Below are 22,881 nucleotides of genomic sequence, written 5' to 3' on the forward strand. Positions count from 1 at the left end.
TCAGCACAGGCCCTTGCGCGAAGGCCGGCTACGGATACCCGATACCCTGATGCAGCCAGCTGCGACCCCTGACGAAGCGGCCGTGACCGACGCCCTCCCCCGCTGGAGCGCCGGCGCGGAGCTCGGCGGCCTGCTGCGCGGGCAGGAGGCGCATTTCCTCGTGCTCGACACCGGGGCCGAGCGGGTGCTGTTCGCCTCTCCCCCGGCGCGCGGGCTGCGCGCGGGCATCGCGGATCCCGAGGGACGCGTCGCGGAGACGTTGGGCCTCGCCCGGCAGATCGAGCGGGCCGGCGGCGCCGGTGCCCGTGCCCGGCTGTTCCGGCTGCGTCTCGATCCGCGGGGCCTCGCCGCCCCCGTCACCTGCCGGGCGGCCCTGGCCACGCTGGAGGACGGCCGGCCCGCCCTCGTCCTGGCCCCGTTCGGCGCATTGCCGAAGCTGCCGCCGCTCCCCGGAAAGGCCGTCGCCGCGGCGCCGGAAAACACGCCCCCGGACCCGCCGCAGGACAAGGGTCCGGACGGCCCGGGCGACGCCGCGCCGCCGCGGCCGGAAACCGGCCGTTTCGTGTGGCGCTCGGACGCGGCCGACGTGGTGACCGCGATCTCGGGCGCCGCCGCCGATCTGGCGCCGCTCCTGGTCGGGCAATCCTGGGCGGAGCTGTTCGCGCGGGGCATCGTGCGCGGCGAGGCCCTCGCGGCCGCGCTCGCCACGCAGGCGACCTTCCGGGCGCAGCCGGTCCGCGTCGTCGCGCCAGGCTCGGGCGCGACGGCGGAGGCCGAGCTGTCCGGCATGCCGGCCGCCCGGCCGGGGCAGCCCTTCGCGGGCTTCGCCGGCTTCGGCCTCCTGCGCGCACGCCATCCCGCAAACCCCGACCGGGCGTCGGACGACATCGCGGACGCTCCGCGCGCGGCGATCGGGACCGAAGAACCCGTGCTCGGCGAGCCGGAGATCGACGAGCACGCAGCCGACGCGCCGGACACCGCCATGCCCGCGCCGGCGGCCCCCGAATCTTCGGCTCCGGAGCCGGCCTCGCTCGCCGCGGAGACGGTCGCCTCCCCGTCCGAGGCCCTGCCCGAGCCGGCGGCGTCCCCCTGGCGCCGGCACCCCGAGCCGCCGGCGACGGATCTGTCCGAGACGGAGCAGACCGCCTTCCGGGAGATCGCGCGCGCCCTCGGCGTGCGCTTCGACGGCGAGCTGTCGCAGGACAACCAAGCCCCGCAGCCCGTCCGCCCCTGGCGTCCCGAACCGATGCCCACCGCCCTGGCGGAGGTGCTCGACCAGCTGCCGGCGGGGGTGCTGGTGCATCGCGACGACACGGTTTTGTTCGCCAATACCCGGTTCCTCGGCCTGACCGGCTTTCCCGACCGCTCGGCCCTGCAGGGGGAAGCGGGCATCGCGCGGCTTTTCCGCGGGCTCGCGCCGTCCGAGCGCAGCGAAGCCGGCGAGGTCGTGCCCTGCGCCACCGCGGATGGCGGCAGCGTGCCCCTGCTCGTCGAGCGGGCGCGGCTCGATTGGGAGGGCGCTCCGGCCGAGCTGCTGCTCGCCCGCGTCGCGCCGCCCTCCCCCGTGGTGCCGCCCCATGTCGCCGAGAGCCATGCCGCCCGCGAGCAGGCCCTGCGCGACGTGCTCGACAGCCTGCCCGACGGGGTGCTGACCCTCGACGACACGGCCCGGGTGCTCTCCCTCAACCGCAGCGCCGCCGCCCGGCTGCGGGGCGATCCCCGCGAGGTGGTCGGCATCGCCCTGCGCGACCTGCTGGCCCCCGAAAGCGCCCCGGCGCTCGGGGCGGCCATCGCCGCGGCCGAGCGCGCCGGCACCGGCGAGGCCGGCGAGATCCTGCCCAAGGACGCGCCCGGCGGCGATCCCGTGAGCCTGCGCCTCGCCCGCCTCCCGGGCCGGGACGCCGCCCGTTTCAGCGCCGTCCTGACGGAACGCGGCGAGGCGAAGCGCCTGCGCGAGGAGCAGGCCGCGGCGCGCCGGGAGCTCGAAGCCTCCGCCCTGCGCAAGGCGGATTTCCTGGCCAAGGCGAGCCAGGAGATCCGCCGGCCGATGACGGGCATCATCGAGGTCGCCGACGCGATGATGAAGGCACCGCTGGAGACGCTCGGCAGCGAGCGCTACGGCGACTACCTGCGCGACATCCGCGACGCGGGCAGCCACGTGCTCGCCATCGTCAACGACCTGCTCGAACTCGCGCAGATCGAGGCGGGGCGCGCCGGCCTCGCCCCCACCGAGATCGCCCTGAACGACCTCGTCTCGGGCTGCATCGCCGCCGTGCAGCCCCAGGCGGCGCGCGAACGCGTCCTCGTGCGCACCAGCCTCGCCCCGGACCTGCGGAGGCTGCATGCGGACGAGCGCTCCCTGCGTCAGGCCGCGCTCACCGTCATCGCCAATGCCGTGCGCTTCACGGAAGCCGGCGGCCAGGTCATCGTCTCGACGACCCTGGCCGAGCGCGGCGAGATCGCCCTGCGGGTGCGCGACACCGGCATCGGCATGACGCCGGAGGAAGTGGCGAACGCGCTGGAACCCTTCGGACCGGTCCAGACCGCCCATCCGGGCGGCGGCAGCGGCCTCGGCCTCACCCTGACCAAGGCGATCGTCGAGGCCAATCACGGCCGCTTCCGCATCTCCAGCCGCAAGAACGAGGGCACCCTCGTCGAGATGATGTTCCCGGCCGCATGACCGCCCCGCCGACCGCGCGCGGGGCCGGCCATAACAATCTGCCGATCCCGCAAAGCCCTGGACTAAATGGTGCTTGCTGCCCCGTTTCCGGAGAGCCTAGAACCACGGATCGGAAAGACCCGGCTGCGCAAGCTTCGCGATACGATCGGGCACCTCGAGGGATGAAACACGATGTCTGAGAAGGTCGTCGAGGTCCAGGACGCATGGCGCCAGGGCGCCCACGTGGACGATGCCAAGTACAGGGAGATGTATGCGGCCTCCGTTGCCGATCCGGACGCGTTCTGGGGCGAGCACGGCAAGCGGATCGACTGGATCAAGCCCTACCACAAAGTCAAGGATACGAGCTTTGCCCCGGGCAACGTCTCGATCAAGTGGTTCGAGGACGGCAAGACCAACGTCGCGCTGAACTGCATCGACCGCCACCTTGCCAAGCGCGGCAACCAGACCGCGATCATCTGGGAAGGCGACGACCCGAACGAGTCGAAGCACATCACCTACAGGGAGCTGCACGCCGAGGTGTGCCGCATGGCCAACGTCCTGCGCAACCGCGGCGTCGGCAAGGGCGACCGGGTCACGCTCTACCTGCCGATGATCCCCGAGGCCGCCTACGCCATGCTGGCCTGCGCGCGGCTGGGCGCCATCCACGCCATCGTGTTCGGCGGCTTCTCGCCCGACTCGCTGGCGAGCCGGATCAGCGGCTGCGGCTCCAAGGTCGTCATCACCGCCGACGAGGGCCTGCGCGGCGGGCGCAAGGTGCCCCTCAAGGCCAATGTCGACGAGGCGATCAAGCGGCTCGACAAGGACCTCGTCGAGCACGTCGTCGTCGTGAAGCGCACCGGCGGCGCCGTGGCGATGGAGCCGGGCCGCGACGTCTATTACCACGAGGCCGCCGCCCAGGTGACCGACGAATGCCCGGCCGAGGCGGTGGAGGCGGAGCATCCGCTCTTCATCCTCTACACCTCGGGCTCGACCGGCCAGCCCAAGGGCGTGGTGCACACCACCGGCGGCTATCTCGTCTACGCCTCGATGACCCACGAATACGTCTTCGATTACCGCGAGGGCGACGTCTACTGGTGCACGGCGGATGTGGGCTGGGTCACCGGCCACAGCTACATCGTCTACGGCCCGCTCGCGAACGGCGCGACCACGCTGATGTTCGAGGGCATCCCGACCTATCCGTCGAATTCCCGCTTCTGGGAGGTCGTGGACAAGCACAAGGTCAACATCTTCTACACCGCTCCCACCGCGATCCGCTCGCTGATGGGCGGCGGCGAGGGCCCGGTGAAGAAGACCTCGCGCCAATCCCTGCGGGTGCTGGGTTCCGTCGGCGAGCCGATCAATCCCGAGGCCTGGGAATGGTACTACAACGTCGTCGGCGAGCAGCGCTGCTCGATCGTTGACACCTGGTGGCAGACCGAGACCGGCGGCATCCTGATCACGCCGCTGCCGGGCGCCACCAAGCTCAAGCCCGGCTCGGCGACCCGGCCCTTCTTCGGCGTGCAGCCGGTGATGGTCGATGCCGAGGGCAAGGAGCTCGACGGCCCCTGCGAGGGCAATCTCTGCATCAAGGATTCCTGGCCGGGCCAGATGCGCACGGTCTACGGCGACCACGAGCGCTTCGAGCAGACCTATTTCTCGACCTACAAGAACCTCTACTTCACCGGCGACGGCGCCCGCCGGGACGCGGACGGCTATTACTGGATCACCGGCCGGGTGGACGACGTCATCAACGTCTCCGGCCACCGCATGGGCACGGCGGAGGTCGAATCCTCCCTCGTCGCCCATCCGAAGGTCGCGGAGGCGGCGGTGGTCGGCTACCCGCACAATCTCAAGGGCCAGGGCATCTACGCCTACGTCACTCTCAACGAGGGCGAGGAGGGCTCGGACGGGCTGCGCAAGGAGCTCGTCGCCTGGGTCCGCAAGGATATCGGCCCGATCGCCTCGCCCGACCTGATCCAGTTCGCGCCGGGCCTGCCCAAGACCCGCTCGGGCAAGATCATGCGCCGCATCCTGCGCAAGATCGCCGAGGACGATTTCGGCTCGCTGGGCGACACCTCCACCCTCGCCGAGCCGGCGGTCGTTGACGACCTGATCGAGAACCGGCAGAACCGGCCGGCATAAGATCGCGCACAAGTCGATCGCAGGCCCTCCATTTCGGAAGGCCCGGCAGACCGCAAGCGTGACGGAGCGGAGCGCCAACATCCGCCTGTCACGCCCCCACGCCAGAAAACCGGCCGCGGATCCCGACAGAACGGGACCGGACAGGCGGGAGGAACCCCATGAGCACCCTGCAAACGGCGGGAGCGTCGGTGACGCCCCAGGCCCAGACGATCCATGGCATCGGCGCCCTGGAGATGCCCGAGCCGGATCACGACCTCGACCGGATCGCCGAGCACCCGACCTTCAAGACCCTGGTCCGCGAGCGCACCCGCTACGGCTGGATCCTCACCGGCCTGATGCTCGTCGTCTATTTCGGCTTCATCGGCCTGATCGCCTTCGACAAGGCGCTGCTGGCCACCAAGGTCGGCGGCACCGCCTCCCTCGGCTTCTACATGGGCATGTTCGTGATCGTCTTCGCGTTCCTGCTCACCGGCGCCTATGTCGCCCGCGCCAATACCCGCTTCGACCGGCTCTCGGCCGACCTCGCCCGGAGCCTCGCCCGATGATCCGCCGCAGCCTCCTCCTCCCCGCCGCCGGCCTCGCGCTGGCGGCCGCCCCGGCCCTGGCCGCGGGCCCCGATCTCGGCGCCGTGCAGCAGCAGGCCACGAACTGGCCGGCCGTCACGATGTTCTTCTTCTTCGTGATCTTCACCCTCGTCATCACCTACCGGGCGGCGAAGGGCTCGAAATCGGCCGCCGACTTCTACGCGGCGGGGGGCGGCATCTCGGCCCGCACCAACGCGCTCGCCATCGCCGGCGACTACATGTCGGCGGCCTCGTTCCTCGGCATCTCCGGCCTCGTCTATTCCTCGGGCTTCGACGGGCTGATCTACTCGACGGGCTTCCTGGTCGGCTGGCCGATCGTGCTGTTCCTGATCGCGGAGCGCCTGCGCAACCTCGGCAAGTTCACCTTCGCCGACGTGGCGAGCTTCCGCCTCGACCAGACCTCGATCCGCATCATCTCGGCGACCGGCACCCTCGTGGTGGTGGCGTTCTACCTGATCGCCCAGATGGTCGGCGCGGGGAAGCTGATCCAGCTCCTGTTCGGCCTGCCCTATCTCTACGCGGTGGTGATCGTCGGCGCGCTGATGATCATCTACGTCGCCTTCGGCGGCATGAAGGCGACGACCTGGGTGCAGGTCATCAAGGCCTGCCTGCTGCTGGGCGGCGCGAGCTTCATGGCCGGGGCCGTGCTCTACAAGTTCGGCTTCAGCCCCGAGGCCTTGTTCGCCGCGGCCGTGCAGACCCACCCGAAGGGCGACGCCATCATGGCGCCGGGCGGCCTCGTCTCGAACCCGATCGACTCGATCTCGCTCGGCGTCGGCCTGATGTTCGGCACCGCCGGCCTGCCGCACATCCTGATGCGCTTCTTCACGGTGTCGGACGCTCAGGCCGCCCGCAAGTCGGTGTTCTACGCCACCGGCCTGATCGGCTACTTCTACATCCTCACCTTCATCATCGGCTTCGGCGGCATCGCCCTGCTGATGTCCGATCCCTCCTACTTCAAGCTCGGCGCGGGCGGGTCCTTCGACAAGATCAAGGACATGATCGGCGGCACCAACATGGTTGCCGTCAACCTCGCCAACGCGGTGGGCGGGCCGTACTTCCTCGGCTTCATCTCGGCGGTGGCCTTCGCGACCATCCTCGCGGTGGTGGCGGGGCTGACGCTGGCCGGCGCCTCGGCGATCAGCCACGATCTCTACGCCCAGGTCATCGCCCGCGGCCGCACCACGGAGAAGGCGGAGGTCAACCTCTCCAAGATCTCCGCCGTGGGCATCGGCATCGTGGCGATCTATCTCGGCTACGTCTTCGAGAACCAGAACGTGGCCTTCATGGTCGGCCTCGCCTTCTCGGTGGCGGCGAGCTGCAACTTCCCCGTCCTGGCGATGTCGATCCTGTGGCGCGGCACCACGACCTGGGGGGCGCTGATCGGCGGCCTCGTCGGTCTCGTGGCGGCGGTGACCATGGTGGTGCTCTCGGATGCGGTCTGGGTGAAGACCCTCGGCCATCCGGCGCCGCTGTTCCCCTACGCCAACCCGGCCCTGTTCTCGATGCCGCTGGCCTTCGTGACGATCTGGGCGGTGTCGCTTCTGGACAAGACGCGCCGGGCCAACCGCGAGCGGGCCGCCTTCGACGCGCAATACGTGCGTTCGGAGACCGGCATCGGCGCCGCCGGCGCCCACGCGCACTGACAGGCACGAGCAACGGCGCCGCGAGGCGCCGTCATCGACGAAAAGAAGCCCCGGCCGCTCCGCACGGCCGGGGCTTCTTCGTTTGAACGGATCCGATCAGCGCCGCTCCAGCGCCCCCCAGAGGCCGCCGCGGGGCTGCAGGCTGATCGCGCCGAAGGGCACCACGTTGGCGTCCGGCGCCAAGTGGAAGCGGTAGCGCCGGGCGATGGCCGCGGCGATCACCATCATCTGCGTCTGGGCGAAGTGGGAGCCCGGGCAGACGCCGGGGCCGACGGCGAAGGGGAGATGGGCGAAGCGCGGCCGGTCGGCGCTGCGCGCCTCGGTGAAGCGGTCGGGATCGAAGCGCTCCGGCTCGTCCCACAGGCGCCGGTGCCGGTGCACCACCCAGGGCGCGACGATGACGAAGGTGCCCCTGGGGACCTTCTTGCCCGCGATCGTGTCGGTGACCCGCGCCACGCGGGCGATGATCGGGATCGGCGGATAGAGCCGCATCACCTCGTCGAGGACCCGGCGGAGATAGGGCAGCTGGCGCAACTGCTCCGGGCGGAGCGGCCCGTCGCCGAGCACCGCGTCGAGCTCGGCATGCAGCCGCGCCTCGACCGCGGGATGCGTGCCGAGAAGATACCAGATCCAGGTCAGCGCCCGGATGGTGGCGTCCCCGGCCCCCACCAGGCTCGCCGCCTCGTCGGCCATCTCGTTGGGCGGCAGCGTCTCGCCGGTCGCGCGGTCGGCGCTGTGGGCGATCCGCCAGAGCAGGTCGCGCGGGCCGGCATAGCCCGCCGCCTTGCGCGCCGCGATCATCGCGGCGAGCTGCGCCCGGAGGGCGATCCGCTCCGGGCTCTGCCGCGCCGAGCTGACCCGGTCGCGCAGCCATTCGGGCATCGGCAGCAGATCGAGGGCGCGGGGCTTGCGCGGCACCCTCGAGAGCCATTTCAGGATCGGCACGAAATCCAGGTCGCCCCCCGCCGACATCCGGTTGAGGAGCTGGATCCAGATCCGGGCGGCCTGCGCCTCGATATCGACCGGCTCGGCGAGCAGCGGCTCGAAGCCCGCGACCAGCGCCTCGCATTGGGCGATCAGCCCGGGCAGGTCCGGGGCCGTGGCGCGCCGGTCCAGGGTCGCGGCGCAGATCCGGCGGTGCCGCCACCAGATCGCCCCGGAGGTCGCCAGCGTGCCCGTGCCGATCTCCGCCGCGTAGAGGCGCTTGATCATCGGCACGCGGGGATAATCGTCGAAGCGGTCGACGAGCACCTGCCGGATCGCCGCCGGGTCGCTGACGAAGGCGAGCCGCACCGGACCGTAGCGGCGCACCACGACGAGCTCGTCGAACAGGGCTTCGTCGAAGATGCCGACGGTGTTCGAGGCCACCGTCCTGAGAAGCTGCAGGGGCGTGAGCGGACGCTGCGGGCGCGGGGGCGCCGCGAGACGTGGCGGCGCTCCGTCGGAAGGCGGGGCGCCGTCACGCATCCTGCGCTCGTCTCTCTTGGATCGGGGTCCGAGAGGCCGCGGCCCCTCAGTGCCGGAAGTGGCGCGTGCCGGTGAACACCATCGCCAGCCCCGCCTCGTCGGCGGCGCGGATCACCTCTTCGTCGCGCATCGAGCCGCCGGGCTGGATCACCGCGGTGGCCCCCGCCTCGGCCGCGGCGAGAAGCCCGTCGGCGAAGGGGAAGAAGGCGTCGGAGGCGACCGCGGAGCCGTTGGCGAGGCTCTCGGACAGGCCGAGGCGCTTGGCGCCCTCCGCGGCCTTCCAGGCGGCGATGCGCGAGGAATCGACCCGCGACATCTGCCCGGCCCCGATCCCGACCGTGGCGCCGCTGCGGGCATAGACGATGGCGTTCGACTTCACGTGCTTGGCGACGCGGTAGGCGAAGCGCATGTCGGCGTATTCGGCCTCCGTCGGCTGGCGCTTCGTCACGACCTTGAGCGCCATGTCGTCGACGACCGCCCCGTCGCGGCCCTGCACCAGCAGGCCGCCGGCGAGGCTGCGCACGGTCTCGCCCGCGGCGCGGGGATCGGGCAGGCCGCCGGCGAGCAGCAGCCGCAGGTTCTTCTTGGCGCCGACGATGCGCTGGGCCTCCTCGGTCGCATCGGGCGCGATGATGACCTCGGTGAAGATCTCCACGATCTTGCGGGCGGCCTCCGCGTCGAGGGGCCGGTTGAGGGCGACGATGCCGCCGAAGGCCGAGACGGGATCGCAGGCGAGCGCCCGCTCATAGGCTTCGAGCAGGCTGCCGCCCTCGGCGACGCCGCAGGGATTGGCGTGCTTGATGATCGCCACCGCGGCGGTGCGGGCCGGATCGAACTCGGCCACGCATTCATAGGCCGCGTCGGTGTCGTTGAGGTTGTTGTAGGATAGCTCCTTGCCCTGGAGCTGCCGCGCCGTGGCGATGCCGGGCCGCGGCGTGCCGGCGGAGCGGTAGAAGGCGGCGGATTGGTGCGGGTTCTCGCCGTAGCGCAGGGCCTGGCCGAGGCTGCCGCCGAAGGCGCGGAAGGCGGGCGCGGCCTCCGGCTCGATCGCGCCGGCGAGCCAGTTGGCGATGCCGGCGTCGTAGGAGGCGGTGCGGGCGAAGGCCTTCTGGGCGAGGCGGCGGCGGGTCGCGGCGGCGATGGCGCCGTCGTTCGCCGCCAGTTCGGAGAGGATCGTGCCGTAATCGGCCACGTCGACCACCACGGCGACGTCGGCATGGTTCTTGGCCGCGGCGCGGATCATGGCCGGGCCGCCGATATCGATGTTCTCGACGCAGTCGTCGTAGGAGCCGCCCCGGGCCAGCGTCGCCTCGAAGGGGTAGAGATTGACCACGAGCAGGTCGATGGCGCCGATGCCGTGGGCGGCCAGCGCCGCCTGATGCTCGGGATTGTCGCGGATGGCGAGCAGGCCGCCATGGACGGCCGGGTGCAGCGTCTTCACGCGCCCGTCCATCATCTCGGGGAACTGCGTCAGCTGCGCCACCTCGGTCATGGCGAGGCCGGCCTCGGTCAGGGCGCGGTGGGTGCCGCCGGTCGAGACCAGGGCGATGCCGCGCTCCGCCAGGGCGCGGGCGAAGGCCACGAGGCCGGTCTTGTCGGAAACGGAAAGAAGGGCGCGGGTCACCCGGGTCTGGTCGCGCGACATGGAAGGCTCGTCCGGTCTCGAAAAGGCGTTCTGCCGGCGCGCGGTAGCATGGAACGCCTCCGGGCTTCCACCCGGGCGGATCAAACCGGGCCGGACCGCCCTCCGCCGCCTTCCGCGACCCGCACGAAGCGCCACCGGATCCGCGCGCCCTCGGTGAGAGCGAGATAGAGCGCGATCTGCTCGGTGCGGCAGGCGCCGACCACGCCGGCGAAGTAGACGCTCTCCTCGATCGCCACGTCCGCGCCGTCGGCCGAGAAGCGCCAGACCTCGCCGGAGGCCGTGGTCAGCTCGACCTGGCCGCCGCCCTCCCCGCGCACATGGACGTTCGGGTGCAGGTGGAAGCGCACGGCGATCTCGTGGGGCCGGCGGCTGCCGCGGCCCTCGCGCAGGAAGGCGTCCACGCCCTCGAGCAGGCTCCCGTCCGCCGAGAGCGTCCAGCGGCGCTCGTGGACGACGCCGAAGGAGAGGAGGTAACCGTCGTGCCGGGCCGCCAGGGTCGCCGCCCCGGCCTCCGCCCCGCGCTCCACGGCCACGTTCGTCGGCCCGCGCAGGATGGCGGGTCCGTAGCGGTCGGAGAGCCAGTTCGTCACGAGCCGGCGTCCCCACCAGGCGTCCGGGCTCGCCAGGAAGCGGCAGGAGGAGGTGTCGTCCACCGTCGCGGTGGAATGGGCGGCGGTGCTGCGGGCGACGCGGCGCAGCTCGAACCCGCTCGCGGGCATGCCGCAATTGACGACGAGGCGCTCGCGGCCGCTCGTCATCTCGAAGGAGAGGCAGCCCGCGCAGGCCTCCGCCGATTCGCGCGGCCCCGGCGCCTGCCCGACATCGGCGACCACGACGGTGCGGCCCGCCTCCAGCCGCTCGTAGCCCGAGATCGGGGCCCGCAGCATCGTCTGGGCGGCGCCCCCGTCATAGACGAGCAGCGTGGCGAGGTGGTCCGCGGCGGTCACGCCGACACCGTTGAAGTGGCTGAGCGAGGCGTCCCCGTGGCGCAGAAGCCGGAACAGCGGCAGCATCCGGTCGATGGCGCGCAGCAGCGCCTCCGGCGGGTCGATGCTGCGGCTGAGGAAGCTCTGGCGCAGGGGCAGCAGGTCGAGCAGCAGTTCCAGGGCGAAGCGCTGGTTGCGGCTGATATGGCCGCCATCGGGCAGGATCTGCCGGTCGAGCTCGCGCGAGAGCACCCGGGTGGCCCGGCGCAGGATCGGCTCGATGCCCTCGCAGCAGAGGCCGGCATAGCTGAGCGCCACGGCCGAGACGAGCTGGGCCTGGGGCGGCGCGCCCCGGCGCAGCCAGCGCTCCAGTTCGCGGGCATTGCGCCCGATCGCCTTGAGGAAGGCCTGGTAGAAGGCGTGGTCCGCCCCCTCGAGCACCAGGGGCGACTGGCACAGGAAGGAGACGAGGCGGCGGGCCGCCACGGGAACCGGGCTCGCCAGATCCGGATCGCCCCGGCCGGCGATGAAATCGGAGACGAAGGCGCGGGCATTGGCCCGGGCCAGGGCGTTGTCGGCGGCGCGCAGGTGGCGCAGCCAGCCGAAACCGTAGAGCACCTGCGCCCATTCCGGCGAGGGCGGATCGTAGTCGAAGGGCGAGCGGCCGCTCACCACCAGGGAGCGCCCGGCGAAGACGAACAGGCCGGAATAGATGTCGTCGGCGAAGGTGGGATCGCTCGTGCGCAGGTCGTGCGGCGCGATCACCAGCGCGCGGACCCGGGCACGGGACAGGATGTCCGCCGGCGAGGTCAGGCGGGCGGCCGTCATCCGGACGGATCGGGCGAGTTCCGTCCCGGCCAGCCGATACAGATCCCAGCGGTCAGACCCCCAACCCACGCAGTGTCCTCTTCCGGCGCGGGCGACGCGGGGCGTGCGTCGGCCGGCTCCCAAGCCTGACGGTAGAGCCCGCCTCTTAACCATTTGCTAACGCTGTTGCCGCCCTCAGCCGCCTCGTACCAGCCGGCTCGCGAAGAACCCATCCACCCCCCCCACCCGCGAGCCCGCGGGACCCGGCAGGTGCGAGGGCAGGGTGCGCAGGTCGCCCTCCGGCCCGATCAGCTCGGCATGGCCACCGACCTCTTCCGAGGTGACGGGCAGACGGGCGAAATCCGGATGCCGCGCGAGGAAGGCGGCGACCTGCGCCTCCCCCTCCGCCGGCTCCAGGGAACAGGTGCAATAGACGAGGCGCCCCCCGGGTCGGAGCAGCTTGGCGGCCTTGTCGAGGAGCCGCGCCTGCAGGCCGGCGAGACGGCCGATATCCCCCTCGCTCTTGGTCCAGGCCACGTCCGGATGGCGGCGGATCGTGCCGGTGGCCGAACAGGGCGCATCAAGGAGCACGGCGTCGAAAGGCGCGTCCTCGGGCAGATCGAGGGCGTCGACGGCCTGCACCTCCGCGGAGAGGGAGAGCCGCGCCAGATTGAGGCGCAACCGTTCGAGGCGGGCAGCGGAGCGGTCGACGGCGGTCACCCGGGCCCCCGCCGCGGCGAGCTGGGCGGTCTTGCCGCCCGGCGCCGCGCAGAGATCGGCGATGCGCTCGTCCTTGGCGGGCCGAAGCAGCCGGGCGGGGATCGCGGCGGCGGCGTCCTGCACCCACCAGGCGCCCTCGGCATAGCCCGGCAGCTCGGACACCGCGGCCCGCACCTCCGCGAGGCGGACGCTGCCGAGAGGGAGGAGGATACCCCCGAGCCGCTCGGCCCAGGCCTGGGCGTCCGTCGGAACGGTGAGATCGACCGCCGCCCCGGCGCGATGGGAGGCCGCGATCGCACGCGCGGTCGCCTCGCCGTAGCTCTCCCGCCAGCGCCGGGCGAGCCAGGGGGGCGTGTCGATGTCGAGGGGATCTGGCGCGGAGGCCCGGATCCCCTCCGCCTCGCGGGCAAGCCGGCGCAGGACCGCGTTCACGAGGCCGGCGGCATGGGCGAGTTCGGGATCGGACTTGGCAAGCCGCACCGAGAGATCGACGGCGGCATGGTCGGGCACGGCGAGGTCGAGGATCTGGGCGGCCCCGGTCACCAGCAAGGCGAGGAGGCGCGGCTGCTCCTCCGGCAGGCCGCTGGTCATCCGCTCCGCGAGGGCCGCGCGCAGGGAGCCGAAGCGCCGGAAGGTGGCCGTGGCGATGGCGCGGGCAAGCGCCGCATCGGCGGGCTCGAGGGGCGTGCGGCGCAGGGCCTGGGTGAGGGCGTCGTCGAGGGCGAGGCCGCGAGCCTTGCCGATCAGGTCGGCGACGGCTTCGCGGGCAACGCGGCGGGCTCCGAGGCCGGGGACGTCCGGCTCCGAAGCCGTCTCGCGGCCGGCCGCGTTGCGGCGTCTCGCCATGAATGCCACTTTCCGAAAGAACGAGGGGTCGGGTTTCCCGACGCCCTCCCACCGGACGCGACCGAAAGCAAGACGACATGACGACGACGGACGATCGCCCGGATGCGCCGCCCGCGCGCAAGCCCCTCAGCCCTGCCGCGGAGCGCGCCCTGGCGGAAGCCGCCGAGCGGCGCGCCGCCATCGACGCCCGCGCGGCCGAGATCGCGGCCAAGACGGAGCGCCAGGGCCGCGGCGGGCTGGAGCCCGTCCGCTACCAGGACTGGGAGGTGAAGGGCCTCGCCGTCGATTTCTGACGCATCTCATTCCGGTCCGATCGGGTCAGGCCGGATCCTTCCGGTCCCGATGAGGACGGGATGTCTTTCGACGCGCGGGAGCCGCTTCGTCGAACAGCGCTCTACCGCACCACGTAGACCTGCGTGCCGACATCGACGCGCTGGAAGAGATCCGCGATGTCCTGGTTGTACATGCGGATGCAGCCATAGGACGCGAAGGTGCCGATGGAGTTCGGCCGATTGGTGCCGTGGATGGCGTATTGGCCGCCCCGCAGGGTCATTGCCGCCACGCCCATGGGATTGTGCGGCGAGCCGCCGCGGATGAGATTCGGCAGCCGGGGATGGTCGCGCTTCACCTCCGCCGGGGGCGACCAGTCGGGCTCGTAATACTTGCCGTCGATCTCGGTGTGGCCGCTCCACTGCTTGCCGGGCTTGCCCACCGCCACGGGATAGCGGATCGCCGTGCCGTCGCCGTTGACGAGGTAGAGGCGCCGCTCCGAGGTGCGCACCACGAGCGAGCCCGGCGCAACGGGATCGGCGAACGGCACCATCTCGCGGGACGCGGCCGGCGTCGCGAAAGCCGAAGCCGCGACCGTCGCGAACGCCGCGCCGGTCAGGACGGCCCGCAGCCGCGGGAACGACGATACCTTGGACTCCTCCAGCGTGAACGCAGACATGGATTTCATTCCTCAAGCGTGACCATACGCTTGAGCAAGAAAGCGCCGCGAGGCCTTGCCGTTCCGGTGAAGCCCTGCGACTTATCCACCGCCGGTTTCTTCAACGCTTTCAGACGGCTAACTCCGCCGCGACGCGATGCCGAAAAGGCGCGCGATCGGGGCGAGGGACGGGTAAGGATATCATTCCGTTACCCCACGGCAGCGCGCCGGTCAGCGCTCCAGGAGCAGGCTCTGAGCGGCGACCCGCGCCTGCCAGCCATGGCGGACGAGCTCCGGATCGGCGTGCTCCTCCACCGGATGCCCGACGCAGAGATAGGCCACGAGGCGCCAGGCCGGGGGCACGTCGAGGGCGGCGGTCACCCGCTCCGGCTCGAGGATCGAGACCCAGCCGACGCCGAGGTTATGGGCACGCGCGGCGAGCCAGAAACCGTGCACCGCCGTGACCACGGAATAGCGCAGCATCTCCGGCATGGTGGCCCGGCCGAGCCCGAAGCCGGCCTCGGTTTCCTCGTCGCAGAAGACGGCGAGGTGGATCGGCGCCTCACGCAGGCCCTCGAGCTTGAGCCGGGCGTAGAGCGTCTGCCGCTCCTCGGCGTAGCAGGCGAGCGCCGCGGCGTTGCAGCGGGAGAAGCTCTCGACCACCGCGGCGCGGCGCTCCGGATCCGAGACCCGCACGAAGCGGCCCGGCTGGCTGTTTCCGACGGAAGGGCCGAGGCTCGCGAGTTTCAGGCAGCGGTGCAGCACCGCCTCGTCCACCGGCTCGGCACGGAAGCGCCGCACGTCCCGCCGCCAGACGATGAGATCGGCGAGGCGGTCGCGAAAAGCGCTGTCGAAGACGGGGGGCGAGGTCATGATCGCCCGGAGCCTTCGCAGGATCGGGGAAAAAATCCAAGAAAAAGGGCGGCGCTCCGAAGAGGCCGCCTGAAGTCCTTGGGTCTCGAAACCTCGGAGTGCCGGCCTTCGCGGATCCATTGCAGCGACCACGGGCTGGGGAGCTCGGGTTGCAGTCGCCGCCCCGGGGCTTGAGCCGACGAGGTTCCATGCAACAGTTCATCAGCGCGATGAGGCTGCGCAAGGGCCTTATTGCGGCGGAAAAGCGGCGATTCGAGCCGTTAGCCGGCGCTTGCCGCGGGCACCGGGGCGGCCCATCATCAGATCGATACCGCCTCCGAACCCGCCCGACCTGCCGAAACGGTACCCGCTTCGGCTCGACGGGAGGCTTCGGCGGCCCGGACAAGGGAGAGACGATGAGCGAGAGGCCCGGTGCCGATCCCGCCGCAAGCGATCCGCAGATCATCCCGTTTCCGAGAAGCGCGCCGCCGCCCCAGGTGGCCTTCGGGCGGGACGAGTTGCGGATCCTGTTCAATCTCTACGGACGCCGGGTCGCGGAAGGGGAATGGCGCGACTACGCCCTCGACTTCCGCCGCGACAAGGCGATTTTCTCCATCTACCGCCGCTCTTCCGAGATGCCGCTCTACCGGGTCGAGAAGGATCCGAAGCTCGCCCGCCGCCAGGGGGCCTATGCGGTCATCGCGGCCAATGGCCATGTGATGAAGCGCGGCAGCGACCTCGCCCGGGTCCTCGGCGTCCTGGAGCCTCCCCTGCGGGCGGTGTGAGCCGAGGGCTGCGCCGAACGACCGCAGACGGGCTCCCAGCGCCGCGCGTTGGTTGCTGCAACCGCCCCGCGACAGGAGCCGCCGATGCCACGCCAGAGCCTTTTCGCCGCCGCCACGCTCGCGGCTCTGCTGGCCGGCGGAGCCGCGGACGGCGACCCGCTGGCCGCCCATCAGTGGCGGTCCCGCGTGCTGGTGCTCTCCGCCCCCGGAGCGGAGGACAAGACTCTCAGGGCGCAGCGGGAGGCCCTCGCCTCGGCCCGGACGGGATTGCGCGAGCGGGACCTCGTCGTTCTCGAAGCCGTGGGGTCGAGCGCGGACGCGGTACGCCTGCGCCGACGGCTCGGGCTTTCGGCCGAGGCGTTCCACGCCGTGCTGGTCGGCAAGGATGGCGGCGTCAAGCTGTCGTCGCAGGAGCCGATCCCGCCTCAGACCCTGTTCTCGACTATCGACGCCATGCCGATGCGGCGCGACGAGATGCGCCGGCGCTGAGACCGAGCGCCGCCTCAAGAGGGCAGGCAAAAGGGGCCGCTGGCGCGGCCCCTCGTTGTCCGTGCTTTCGGAACGTGCCTCAGTAGCAGCGCTCGACCAGGACCCGGCGGTAGCCATAGGGCGTCCAGCGCAGGCGCGGGACGGTGTAGCAGCCGCCGCCGTAATAGGGATCGTAGCCCACCGCCGAGTAGCCGCCGTAATACGGGCCGTAGCCATATCCGTAGCCGCCATACCCGCCGTAGAGGCCGCCCGCCGCGAGACCGAGGCCCAGACCGAGGCCGAGACCACCGAGGCCGTAGCCGCCACGGCGCCAGCCATAGCCGCCCCGGTGCCAGCCACCGCCCCAGCCCGGACGGAAGCCCGCCCCGCGGAAGCCGCCGCCGAAACCGCCACCCCGGAAGCCGCCGAACCCGCCGCCGTGGAATCCACCCCCGTGGAAGCCGCCGCCATGGAACCCACCGAAGCCGCGGGCTTCGGCCGTGGCAGGAACCATCGCCAGCGCGCCCACCAGGGCGGCCGAAGCCATCAAGACGCGTTTCATATGAAAATTCTCCGGACTGAGGGGGAAGACCGCCCCTTGACTGCCCCTTGCCCAAAAAACGCTCAGCTCCGGGAAACGGTTCATGCGACGTCCGGTCTCGAATGCGTGAGCTTCGAGAATCGCGGGAGCGGCCCCGCTTGAATGCTGCCGCTTTTCCGGGTGAGGAGAGCGCCGCGCGGCCAAGCTCCGCCGGTTCACGCTCTGCCAGGAAGCGTCCGATGTCTCGATACGCCGCCCGTCTTCTGCCTGCCGTGCTGCTCGCTCTCGCCGCCACGCAGGCCTGGTCGCGGGAGGCGGATGCACCGGCGGCTGGCAAGACCGCCACGGCGGCGAGCCCCTGCCGGGTCGTGGAGTCCGAAGGAGAGGCCTACACCGCCTGCCTGATCGACCTGCGCAAGCAGCGGCTCCGGCTGTTCTGGCTCGGCTCGGACGGCCTTCCCTATTCCTCGCTCTCGAACCTCGCGCGGGCGCAAGGGGACCGCCTCAGCTTCGCGATGAATGCGGGCATGTACGACAAGGGCCAGGCGCCGGTCGGGCTCTACATCGAGGAGGGGCGCGAGCTGAAGGGCGTCTCCACCGCCAACGGCCCGGGCAACTTCCACCTCAAGCCCAACGGCATCTTCTACGTGAAGGGCGACCGGGCCGGCGTGCTGGAGACGGGACGCTACCTCAAGGCGAAGCTGAAGCCGGACTACGCCACGCAGTCCGGCCCGATGCTGGTCATCGACGGCCGCATCCACCCCAAGATCTCGACGGACGGCCCGAGCCAGAAGATCCGCAACGGCGTCGGGGTGCGCGAGGACGGCCACACCGCCGTCTTCGCGATCTCGGAACGTCCCGTGAGCTTCGGCGCCTTCGCGCGTCTGTTCAAGGACACCTTCGCCTGCCGCAACGCGCTGTTCCTCGACGGCTCGGTGTCGAGTCTCTACGCGCCGGGCATCGGCCGCTCCGATCTCAGCCGCCCGCTCGGTCCGTTGGTGGGCGCCGTCGCCCGGTAATCAGGACGCCTTCTTGGCGGCGTTGCGCTTGCGGGTCTCGGCGGCCTTCTTGGCGGACGCAGAGCGTTGCTCGGCAGTGCGGGAGGCCGAGGCTTCGCCGCCGACGCGGCCGCCCTTGTGGGCGGCGGGCTTTCCCGTGTTGCGCCCCCGCCCCGAGCCGCCGGGGTGCTTGCCGCCGCCATCGTCCTTGTTGACGGTGGCCCAGGCACGGGATTCCGCCTCCTTCTCGGGTACACCGCGGGATTCGTAGGATTCCGCGATGTGTTCCGCCTTGCGGATCTGCTTGTCGGTGTATTTCGACTTGTCGCCGCGGGGCATGGGCCACTCCTGACATGGCGTGCGGCGCTGCCGTCAGGCGCCGCCGGGTGAGTCCAGGGCCGCCCGCACCCGCCGGATCAGATCGGCGCGTCGGTACGGCTTCTTCAGGATCTCGAACTCCGATCCCCCGACATCGGTTCGCTCCAGGCTCGCCTCGGCATAGCCAGTGGTCAGCAGCACCTTTAGGTCCGGACGCCGCAGACGCGCCTCCCGGGCGAGCACGAGGCCGTTCATGCCCCCCGGCATGATCAGGTCGGAGAACAGGAGTGCGATGCCCTCGTGGGCATCCAGGATGGCGAGCGCCTCGCGGGCATTGCCGGCCATATGCGTGACGTAGCCGTAATCCCGCAGGATGGCCCGGGCGAGCTCGGCCACGTCCTCCCGATCCTCCACGATCAGAATCGTCTCGGTGCCGTGACGCTCGCTGTCCTCCTCGCTCTCGCGGGAAGGGCGCTCCTCGATCCGATCGTCGGTCGGGAACAACAGGTGGACGGTCGTGCCGACGCCGAGGGTCGAGCTGATCCGCGCCGCGCCGCCCGATTGCTTGGCGAAGCCGTAGACCATGGAGAGGCCGAGGCCCGTGCCCTTGCCCTCCTCCTTGGTCGTGAAGAACGGATCCATCACCCGGGACAGCACCGCGGGCGGGATGCCGCTGCCGGTGTCGCTGATCGCGACGCCGACATAGCGCCCCGGCCGCAGGGCGTCGGTCGCCTGGGCATCGGAGTCGGCGATGGTCTCGTTCGTGGTGGTGATCCGCACGCGGCCGCCACCGGGCATCGCGTCCCGGGCGTTGATCAGGATGTTGAGCAGGGCGACCTCGGCCTGGGTCGGGTCGACCCGACAGGTCCAGAGATCGCCGGCGAGGTCGGTCTCGACCTCTACCGTCTCGCCGAGGGTGCGGCGGGCGAGCTCGCCCATCTCCCGGACGAGGGCATTGAGGTTGACCGGCCGGCCTTCCAGCCGCTGTTTGCGGGCGAAGGCGAGGAGTTGCTGGGTCAGCGTGGTCGCGCGCTCGGCCGCCTCGCGGATGTTCTGCGTGGCCCGCCCGAGGCGGGCCCGGTCCGGCTCGGGCTTCGACAGGCCGCTCGCGAGCACGTCGGCATAGCCGAGGATGACCTGGAGCAGGTTGTTGAAGTCGTGGGCGATGCCGCCGGTGAGCTGGCCGAGCGCCTCCATCTTCTGCGCCTGGCCGAGGGCATCCTCGGCGTCGCGGCGGCGCGAGACATCGAGCTGCGAGCCGAAATAGTACACGAGCTCGCCGGCTGCGTTGTAGACCGGGCTGACGAACAGGGCGTTCCAGAAGGTCGAGCCGTCCTTCCGGTAATTCAGGATCTCGAGGGACACGTCGCGCTGCTCGGCGATCGCCCTCGCGACGATCGCGACCTTGGCGCGATCGGTCTCCGGCCCCTGCAGGAAACGGCAGTTGCGGCCGAGCACCTCGTCGCGGGTGTATCCCGTCATCGCCAGGAAGGCCGGGTTCGCGAAGACGATGGGCAGATCGTCCTGACGCGGATCGACCACCACCATCGGCATCCGGGTGGTCTCCACGGCCGCGAAGAAGATGTCGCTGCCGGGTTCGGCGATCTCGGCCAGGGCACCGGTGAGGACGCCGCGATGCGTCGCGTGCGGAGGCTTCTCGGGACTGTCGGTCATGCGGGCGGTGTCGATTCCGGGATGTCGCAGGCCGGACGTTCCGCCCGAGGGGCTGGCCTCGAGCGGAAAGAGTATCGGCTGTCCCCAGAACTGTCGATCAGGCCGATAGTGCAATCGGCCGGATGCGGCAGAACGCTCACCCGGCGCTTTTCTTCGCCGCCGTCTTCCGGGCCGGAGCCTTGGCGGCCGCCTTCTTGGGCGCCTTGTCCTCGCCGGACTTCGCGGCTGCCTTGCGGGCCGGCGCCTTCCGACCCCGGGCCGGCGCCTTCTTGCCGCCCCCGGAGGCGCGCTTGGCGTTGAGCAGATCGATGCCCTGCTCCAGGGTCAGGGCCTCGGCCGCCATCGCCTTGGGCAGGGTGGCGTTGACCTCGCCGTCGGTGACGTAGGGCCCGTAGCGGCCCGCCTTCACCGTGACCTCGCGCCCCGTCGCCTCGTCCTTGCCGAGGGGGCGGCCGGGATCGGAGGACGGGCGCCCGCGCCCGCCGCCCTGCTCCTTGGTCACGATCAGGTCGATCGCGCGGTTGGCGCCGACCTCCAGCACATCGTCGTCCCGGCCGAGATTGGCGTAGGTCTTTCCGTGCTGCACGTAGGGCCCGTAGCGGCCGATATTGGCGAGGATCGGCTCGCCGGTCTCGGGATGGCGCGCCACCTCCCGGGGCAGGGACAGGTACTTGAGGGCCTTTTCGAGGTCGACGCTCGCCGGCGCCACGCCCTTCGGGATCGAGGAACGCTTGGGCTTCTCCGCATCCTTGTCGGCGCTGGCCTCGCCGAGCTGAAGGAAGGGGCCGAACCGGCCGTCGCGCAGGGTGACCGGCAGGCCGGTGACGGGATCGTTGCCGAGCACGCGCACGCCGGGCTGGCCGCCCTCGCCGGAGGAGCCCTCACCGTCGCCGTCGACGCCGGAGGCCGAGAGCTGCCGGGTGTAGCTGCATTCCGGATAGTTCGAGCAGCCGATGAAGGCGCCGAACTTGCCGAGCTTCAGCGAGAGCTGGCCGGAGCCGCAGGTCGGACAGGCGCGGGGATTCGATCCGTCCGCCTTCTCGGGGAAGATGTGGGGACCGAGCAGACCGTTGAGCGCCTCCAGCACCTCGGCGACGCGCAGCTCCTTGGTGCCGCCGATAGCAGCGGAGAAGTCGCGCCAGAAGTCGCGCAGAACGGTGCGCCAATCGATCTCCGCATTGGAGACCCGGTCGAGCTGCTCCTCGAGGCTCGCGGTGAAATCGTACTCGACGTAACGCTTGAAGAAGCTCTCAAGGAAACCGGTGACGAGGCGGCCCTTGTCCTCCGGCTGGAGGCGCTTCTTCTCGATCCGGACATATTCCCGATCACGCAGGGTCTGGAGCACGGCGGCATAGGTCGAGGGCCGGCCGATGCCGAGCTCTTCCATCCGCTTCACGAGGCTCGCCTCGGAATAGCGCGGGGGCGGCTCGGTGAAGTGCTGGGTCGAGGCGATGCGCTCGCGCTTGAGGGGATCGCCCGCCTTCATGGCGGGGAGCCGCTTGCCGTCCTCGTCCTCCTCGTCGTCCTTGCCCTCCTGATAGAGGGCGAGGAAGCCGTCGAACTTCACGACCTGGCCCGTGGCGCGCAGGTCGATCCGGCGCGGGCCGACGCTCGCGATCACGTCGACGGTGGTGCGCTCGAGCTCGGCCGATTCCATCTGGCTCGCCACGGTGCGCGTCCAGATCAGCTCGTAGAGCTTGGCCTGCTCCGGTTCGAGGTAGCGGGCGATCTGCTTCGGCAGGCGGCCCATATCGGTCGGGCGCACGGCCTCGTGGGCCTCCTGCGCGTTCTTGGCCTTCACCGAGTATTTGCGCGGCACGTTGGGGACGTAGTCGTCCCCGAACTCGCGGCCGATGACCCGGCGGGCGTCCTGGATCGCCTCGGGCGCCATGTCAACGCCGTCGGTTCGCATGTAGGTGATGATGCCGACCGTCTCGCCGCCGATGTCGACGCCCTCGTAGAGCTTCTGGGCGACGCGCATGGTCTGGGCCGGCGCCATCCCGAGCTTCCGGGACGCCTCCTGCTGCAGGGTCGAGGTGGTGAAGGGCGGCTGCGGATGGCGCTTGGCGGGCTTCGCCTCGATCGACCCGACCTGGAAGGTCGCGAGTTCGAGATCGCGCTTGAAGGCCGCCGCCTCCTCGGCATTGCCGACATCGAGGCGCTGGATGCGCTTGCCGTCGGCGCCGACCAGCCGCGCCTCGAACACCCCGCCGACCTCGGTGACCAGGGTCGCCACGATCGACCAGTATTCCCGCGGCTTGAAGCGCTCGATCTCCATCTCGCGCTCGACGACGAGGCGGAGCGCGACCGACTGCACCCGGCCGGCCGACTTGGCGCCGGGCAGCTTGCGCCAGAGCACGGGAGAGAGATTGAAGCCGACGAGATAATCGAGGGCGCGGCGCGCGAGATAGGCATCGACCAGGGCCTGGTCGATCTCGCGGGGCTTGCGCATCGCGGTCTGCACCGCGTCCTTGGTGATGGCGTTGAAGGTGACGCGCTCGACGGGGATGCCCTTCAGCGCCTTGCGGGCGGAGAGCGCCTCGATGACGTGCCAGGAGATGGCCTCGCCCTCGCGATCCGGGTCGGTGGCGAGGATCAGCTTCTCGGCCCCCTTCACCGCCTTGGCGATCTCGGAGACGCGCTTGGAGCCGCGATCCTCAAGCTCCCAGATCATGGCGAAATCGGCTTCCGGATCGACCGAGCCATCCTTGGCCGGCAGGTCGCGGATATGACCGAAGGAGGCCAGAACCTCGTAATCGCGCCCCAGGTACTTGTTGATCGTCTTGGCCTTGGCCGGCGACTCGACGACGACGACTTTCATGAACCTCTGCCTCTCGCCAGAGCCTCACCGCCAGAACGGTTTGTAGGAGATGCG

General features: G+C 71.0%; 18 protein-coding genes. 8 read left to right on the forward strand and 10 right to left on the reverse strand.

The features are described 5' to 3' along the window. Positions 1 to 82 precede the first annotated feature (82 nt). The 4 genes from MFF21_RS19330 to MFF21_RS19345 all read left to right on the forward strand — a co-directional run bounded on the left by MFF21_RS19330 (position 83) and on the right by MFF21_RS19345 (position 7,031). A complete protein-coding gene (locus tag MFF21_RS19330; RefSeq protein WP_238313089.1) occupies positions 83 to 2,680 on the forward strand; it encodes an ATP-binding protein in 2,598 nt (865 codons plus the stop codon). A 171-nt stretch (positions 2,681 to 2,851) separates the two neighbouring features. After that, the gene (gene acs / locus MFF21_RS19335) at positions 2,852 to 4,801 is read left to right on the forward strand and encodes an acetate--CoA ligase (protein WP_238313091.1); all 1,950 of its coding nucleotides are present in this window, start codon (positions 2,852 to 2,854) and stop codon (positions 4,799 to 4,801) included. 158 nt (positions 4,802 to 4,959) lie between these two features. Beyond that, positions 4,960 to 5,346, forward strand: a complete 387-nt coding sequence (locus MFF21_RS19340) for a DUF485 domain-containing protein (protein ID WP_238313094.1) — start codon at positions 4,960 to 4,962, stop codon at positions 5,344 to 5,346. Then, positions 5,343 to 7,031, forward strand: coding sequence for a cation acetate symporter (locus MFF21_RS19345; RefSeq protein ID WP_238313096.1), 1,689 nt, complete (start codon positions 5,343 to 5,345; stop codon positions 7,029 to 7,031). Before MFF21_RS19340 ends, MFF21_RS19345 begins: the two co-directional genes overlap by 4 nt. A gap of 96 nt (positions 7,032 to 7,127) precedes the next feature. Here MFF21_RS19345 and MFF21_RS19350 read toward each other — a convergent pair whose 3' ends face one another. The 4 genes from MFF21_RS19350 to MFF21_RS19365 all read right to left on the reverse strand — a co-directional run bounded on the left by MFF21_RS19350 (position 7,128) and on the right by MFF21_RS19365 (position 13,442). Beyond that, the gene (locus tag MFF21_RS19350) at positions 7,128 to 8,498 is read right to left on the reverse strand and encodes a cytochrome P450 (protein ID WP_238313098.1); all 1,371 of its coding nucleotides are present in this window, start codon (positions 8,496 to 8,498) and stop codon (positions 7,128 to 7,130) included. A 46-nt stretch (positions 8,499 to 8,544) separates the two neighbouring features. Continuing rightward, positions 8,545 to 10,143 (reverse strand): bifunctional phosphoribosylaminoimidazolecarboxamide formyltransferase/IMP cyclohydrolase, encoded by a 1,599-nt coding sequence (gene purH / locus MFF21_RS19355; RefSeq protein ID WP_238313100.1) that lies wholly within the window; start codon positions 10,141 to 10,143, stop codon positions 8,545 to 8,547. Positions 10,144 to 10,223: 80 nt separating this feature from the next. Continuing rightward, positions 10,224 to 11,966: a heparinase II/III family protein gene (locus MFF21_RS19360; RefSeq protein ID WP_238313102.1), complete on the reverse strand. Its 1,743-nt coding sequence runs from the start codon at positions 11,964 to 11,966 to the stop codon at positions 10,224 to 10,226. A gap of 105 nt (positions 11,967 to 12,071) precedes the next feature. Then, on the reverse strand, positions 12,072 to 13,442 hold the full coding sequence (locus MFF21_RS19365) for an RsmB/NOP family class I SAM-dependent RNA methyltransferase (protein ID WP_238313104.1): 1,371 nt from the start codon (positions 13,440 to 13,442) through the stop codon (positions 12,072 to 12,074). 77 nt (positions 13,443 to 13,519) lie between these two features. On the opposite strand from MFF21_RS19365, the gene MFF21_RS19370 reads away from it, so the two are divergent. Next, positions 13,520 to 13,735: a DUF1674 domain-containing protein gene (locus MFF21_RS19370; protein WP_238313107.1), complete on the forward strand. Its 216-nt coding sequence runs from the start codon at positions 13,520 to 13,522 to the stop codon at positions 13,733 to 13,735. A gap of 101 nt (positions 13,736 to 13,836) precedes the next feature. Here MFF21_RS19370 and MFF21_RS19375 read toward each other — a convergent pair whose 3' ends face one another. After that, positions 13,837 to 14,391 carry a L,D-transpeptidase gene (locus tag MFF21_RS19375; protein ID WP_373325062.1) on the reverse strand — a complete coding sequence of 185 codons (555 nt, stop codon included), beginning with the start codon at positions 14,389 to 14,391 and terminating at the stop codon, positions 13,837 to 13,839. A gap of 210 nt (positions 14,392 to 14,601) precedes the next feature. Beyond that, positions 14,602 to 15,243, reverse strand: a complete 642-nt coding sequence (gene bluB / locus MFF21_RS19380; RefSeq protein ID WP_238313109.1) for a 5,6-dimethylbenzimidazole synthase — start codon at positions 15,241 to 15,243, stop codon at positions 14,602 to 14,604. Between the two features lie 395 nt (positions 15,244 to 15,638). Here bluB and MFF21_RS19385 point away from each other — a divergent pair, with 395 nt between their 5' ends. Further along, on the forward strand, positions 15,639 to 16,007 hold the full coding sequence (locus MFF21_RS19385) for a DUF2794 domain-containing protein (protein ID WP_238313110.1): 369 nt from the start codon (positions 15,639 to 15,641) through the stop codon (positions 16,005 to 16,007). An 84-nt stretch (positions 16,008 to 16,091) separates the two neighbouring features. Beyond that, positions 16,092 to 16,496: a DUF4174 domain-containing protein gene (locus MFF21_RS19390; protein ID WP_238313112.1), complete on the forward strand. Its 405-nt coding sequence runs from the start codon at positions 16,092 to 16,094 to the stop codon at positions 16,494 to 16,496. A 79-nt stretch (positions 16,497 to 16,575) separates the two neighbouring features. On the opposite strand, the gene MFF21_RS19395 is transcribed toward MFF21_RS19390, so the two are convergent. After that, a complete protein-coding gene (locus MFF21_RS19395; RefSeq protein WP_238313114.1) occupies positions 16,576 to 17,037 on the reverse strand; it encodes a hypothetical protein in 462 nt (153 codons plus the stop codon). A 218-nt stretch (positions 17,038 to 17,255) separates the two neighbouring features. On the opposite strand from MFF21_RS19395, the gene MFF21_RS19400 reads away from it, so the two are divergent. Continuing rightward, the gene (locus tag MFF21_RS19400; protein WP_238313116.1) at positions 17,256 to 18,035 is read left to right on the forward strand and encodes a phosphodiester glycosidase family protein; all 780 of its coding nucleotides are present in this window, start codon (positions 17,256 to 17,258) and stop codon (positions 18,033 to 18,035) included. On the opposite strand, the gene MFF21_RS19405 is transcribed toward MFF21_RS19400, so the two are convergent. From MFF21_RS19405 to topA, 3 genes are all read right to left on the reverse strand, one after another. Continuing rightward, positions 18,036 to 18,353, reverse strand: coding sequence for a plasmid stabilization protein (locus MFF21_RS19405; protein ID WP_238313118.1), 318 nt, complete (start codon positions 18,351 to 18,353; stop codon positions 18,036 to 18,038). It lies immediately after the preceding gene. Between the two features lie 33 nt (positions 18,354 to 18,386). Then, on the reverse strand, positions 18,387 to 20,006 hold the full coding sequence (locus MFF21_RS19410; RefSeq protein ID WP_238313120.1) for a histidine kinase famiy protein: 1,620 nt from the start codon (positions 20,004 to 20,006) through the stop codon (positions 18,387 to 18,389). 136 nt (positions 20,007 to 20,142) lie between these two features. Continuing rightward, positions 20,143 to 22,827 carry a type I DNA topoisomerase gene (gene topA / locus MFF21_RS19415; RefSeq protein WP_238313122.1) on the reverse strand — a complete coding sequence of 895 codons (2,685 nt, stop codon included), beginning with the start codon at positions 22,825 to 22,827 and terminating at the stop codon, positions 20,143 to 20,145. Positions 22,828 to 22,881 lie beyond the last annotated feature (54 nt).

Origin of the sequence: Methylobacterium organophilum (assembly GCF_022179465.1) — a bacterium.
Taxonomy (GTDB): domain Bacteria; phylum Pseudomonadota; class Alphaproteobacteria; order Rhizobiales; family Beijerinckiaceae; genus Methylobacterium; species Methylobacterium organophilum.

Excerpts from the sequence above, each read along its gene's own strand:
- acs (WP_238313091.1), top strand. The coding sequence starts at position 2,852 with ATGTCTGAGAAGGTCGTCGAGGTCCAGGACGCATGGCGCCAGGGCGCC.
- MFF21_RS19340 (WP_238313094.1), top strand. The coding sequence starts at position 4,960 with ATGAGCACCCTGCAAACGGCGGGAGCGTCGGTGACGCCCCAGGCCCAG.
- MFF21_RS19345 (WP_238313096.1), top strand. The coding sequence starts at position 5,343 with ATGATCCGCCGCAGCCTCCTCCTCCCCGCCGCCGGCCTCGCGCTGGCG.
- MFF21_RS19350 (WP_238313098.1), bottom strand. The coding sequence starts at position 8,498 with ATGCGTGACGGCGCCCCGCCTTCCGACGGAGCGCCGCCACGTCTCGCG.
- purH (WP_238313100.1), bottom strand. The coding sequence starts at position 10,143 with ATGTCGCGCGACCAGACCCGGGTGACCCGCGCCCTTCTTTCCGTTTCC.
- MFF21_RS19365 (WP_238313104.1), bottom strand. The coding sequence starts at position 13,442 with ATGGCGAGACGCCGCAACGCGGCCGGCCGCGAGACGGCTTCGGAGCCG.
- MFF21_RS19370 (WP_238313107.1), top strand. The coding sequence starts at position 13,520 with ATGACGACGACGGACGATCGCCCGGATGCGCCGCCCGCGCGCAAGCCC.
- MFF21_RS19375 (WP_373325062.1), bottom strand. The coding sequence starts at position 14,391 with ATGTCTGCGTTCACGCTGGAGGAGTCCAAGGTATCGTCGTTCCCGCGG.
- bluB (WP_238313109.1), bottom strand. The coding sequence starts at position 15,243 with ATGACCTCGCCCCCCGTCTTCGACAGCGCTTTTCGCGACCGCCTCGCC.
- MFF21_RS19385 (WP_238313110.1), top strand. The coding sequence starts at position 15,639 with ATGAGCGAGAGGCCCGGTGCCGATCCCGCCGCAAGCGATCCGCAGATC.
- MFF21_RS19390 (WP_238313112.1), top strand. The coding sequence starts at position 16,092 with ATGCCACGCCAGAGCCTTTTCGCCGCCGCCACGCTCGCGGCTCTGCTG.
- MFF21_RS19395 (WP_238313114.1), bottom strand. The coding sequence starts at position 17,037 with ATGAAACGCGTCTTGATGGCTTCGGCCGCCCTGGTGGGCGCGCTGGCG.
- MFF21_RS19400 (WP_238313116.1), top strand. The coding sequence starts at position 17,256 with ATGTCTCGATACGCCGCCCGTCTTCTGCCTGCCGTGCTGCTCGCTCTC.
- MFF21_RS19405 (WP_238313118.1), bottom strand. The coding sequence starts at position 18,353 with ATGCCCCGCGGCGACAAGTCGAAATACACCGACAAGCAGATCCGCAAG.
- MFF21_RS19410 (WP_238313120.1), bottom strand. The coding sequence starts at position 20,006 with ATGACCGACAGTCCCGAGAAGCCTCCGCACGCGACGCATCGCGGCGTC.
- topA (WP_238313122.1), bottom strand. The coding sequence starts at position 22,827 with ATGAAAGTCGTCGTCGTCGAGTCGCCGGCCAAGGCCAAGACGATCAAC.